The organism is Kocuria sp. (assembly GCF_030536815.1).
In the GTDB taxonomy this organism is placed as follows: domain Bacteria; phylum Actinomycetota; class Actinomycetes; order Actinomycetales; family Micrococcaceae; genus Kocuria; species Kocuria gwangalliensis.
On sequence record NZ_JAUNPE010000131.1, the window covers coordinates 2,010 to 4,424 of the forward strand.

3 protein-coding genes are annotated in these 2,415 nt (G+C 66.6%); all 3 read right to left on the reverse strand.

The genetic code is table 11. The annotated features are described in order from the left end of the window. Positions 1-123 precede the first annotated feature (123 nt). Positions 124-918: a hypothetical protein gene (locus Q4E95_RS10465; RefSeq protein WP_303383252.1), complete on the reverse strand. Its 795-nt coding sequence runs from the start codon at positions 916-918 to the stop codon at positions 124-126. Next, positions 915-1,709 (reverse strand): acyl-ACP desaturase, encoded by a 795-nt coding sequence (locus Q4E95_RS10470; RefSeq protein WP_303383253.1) that lies wholly within the window; start codon positions 1,707-1,709, stop codon positions 915-917. Before Q4E95_RS10470 ends, Q4E95_RS10465 begins: the two co-directional genes overlap by 4 nt. Positions 1,710-1,842: 133 nt before the next feature. Continuing rightward, on the reverse strand, positions 1,843-2,415 hold a 573-nt coding region (locus tag Q4E95_RS10475; RefSeq protein ID WP_303383254.1), incomplete at its 5' end, for an anti-sigma factor.

Sequence of the window (2,415 nt, forward strand, 5' to 3'; positions counted from 1 at the left end):
CAAGAGTGACGGCATCCCACGGAGAACCACCTTTGCGCGGCCCAACCGCACTGGTCGTCCGGGTGAGCCATCTGGTGAGGCCTTACTGCAGGGTAGGGCGGCCTACCGTGCAGTAAGGCGGCATCAGTTGGCGTCGGGGGCCAGATGCCCGAGTGCCGTTCGCACCGGGCGGGCGCCGGTCAGGCCGGGAAACATGGCCACGGTGCGGTCGAGCTCCGCCACGGCACCGCGGGGACCGGGGTCGGCAAAGAAACCGGCAACTGCGGCACGGGCCGGTGCCGGGCCGGCGTAGCGGGTGCCGGGGAAACGCCATCGGCGCACCGCAACGCGGGCGATGCGGCGCGCCGAGGCGGCGTCGGCCAGGCGGTTGTGGGCCTCCGGAGCGTAGAAAGCCATGTGCCGGTCCTTCAAACGGCCGACCGTGCACATGAGATCTTCCAGAGCGGGCTCCATGCGGCCCAGCCGCCGGTAGACCGTTGCCACCACGGCGGTGTCCAACCACCCGGTGACCATGTGCGCCCCGGTGATGTCCGCGTTCAGGAGGTTGGTGCCGATAGCGGCCACGGTGGGCCGGTACCGGTCGTCCCAGGCCCGCCGGATCCGTCCCAGCTGTGTGTCGTCGGGTTCCTGAAGAGGTCGGACGTTGGTGCTCAGGAGTGCCTGCAGGGTTGCCCCCAGCCAGTGTTGTTCGTGCGCCCAGGTGGAAAGGAAGGCGGTCACCCTGGATTCGGCGTGTGTGGGTGTGACCAGCAGGTCCCGCATCCGGTCCAACGCGTTGCTCTCCACCGTCCACAGGTAGCTGAGCGTCTCCAGCGTCGGTTCCGACAACGAGCTCATTGTTCCCATGTCCAGGTCTGCGGGATACAAGACGTAGGGGTCGCGCATGTACGCGCATACGTCGAAGGCGGGAACGCTCATGCGGGCACTCCCCGGGAATCCAGGGCCTCGGCCACCAGGTTCAGCCCCGCCATGCCGGGCAATTTGGCGATATGACGGTCTATGGCGAGGATCTCCTTGCGGCCCTCGGGGCCGGAGAACAGATGCCCTAGGACATGGTCGACCTCGGCCTCGGGGGAGACCCCGGAGCCGACCGGTTGCCATGCGGTGCGCAGAGCGAGGCGGGCCAGTTTCTGGGCGCGTGGGTTGTCCTGCAACCGGGCGCGGGCCTGGGTGGTGTAGAAGGCGATGTGCTTGGCCTCCTGGGAGGCGATCCGACGCAACAGTTCGCCGAGTACGGGGCTGTCCTCGAGCGCGGCCAAACGCTTGTAGGCCGCGGCGGTGGAACGTTCGTTGATGGAGCCCCACAACATGTGCACAGCCACGAAATCAATGCCCACAATGTTGGACAGCAGTGACTGCTTGACCGGGCTGAGCCGATCCCGCCACCCGAGTTTCATCCGCTTGGCCTTGAGCTGGTCATAGGTCACAGTGATCCCGTGCAGGCTCAGTACGTGGGCCAGGGCTTCCCCGTGCCAGATCTCTTCCCAGTTCCAGGTGGTCATGAACGTGCCGACCTCCGGATCCTTGCGTGAGGGGCTCACGAGCATGTCGCGCAGGTAGCACACGGTGTGGAACTCGATCTCGCACATGTAACGCAAGGTGCGCAGGGTGTCGGGCGGCAGGGGGTGATCGCGGAAGACCTCGTAGTCCAGATCCTCCCAGGTGACCGGTGTGGCGGCTTGGGTGTACCGATCGATATCGAATGCCATGGTGTCTCTCCCTGATTCCCGCGCCGTACTCGACGTTGCCTTCAGGAGGGCGGGGGCGCCGAGCGGTGCGGTGGTGGTTGCTGTTGTTTCACCACATGTTCGGAGTCCATGGCGCGCCGGATGGGTCGCGGCGTCAGATTTCGGTGCTGGCCACCAGTGGCAGGGTGGGAGTGGTGGAACCGCCGGCGGGTTCAATGGTCATGGCCACGGCGTCCGCATCGGCCACGTCGCCGGTCAGCCAGGTGCGAAGTTGACCGCCGGAGAAGTGTGCGTCGGGAACCGGCGTATCGCCGTCCATCAACCACAATTGGTACTCGCTGTTCTCCCCGGGGTCGGGCAGGTCGTCGGAGACGAACATGGCAGTGTTTTGCTCCCGGGACACAAACAGGGTGCCTGCCTGGCCACCTACATCCATGCTTCGAGTGGTGACGTCCGAGGCTGCCAGCAGCCGGTTCTCCCGGTCCTGCTCCTGAGCCACGATTTGTTCCTGGTGTCGCTGCTCCGCCTGCACCCCGAGGCCCCACCCGCCCGCGAGCACCCCCGGTACGAGAGCGGTGGACACGGCGGCGACGAGCACGCGACGATAACGACGTCGTAGCGCGTCCAACGACACGTGCGAGCCCCTGTCGGAGCGGGCACGGTCTCCCAAAGAACCCTTGGCGGGTTCACGCTCGGCATCCCCGGCAGCAGGCTGGGCCGTGGCCGT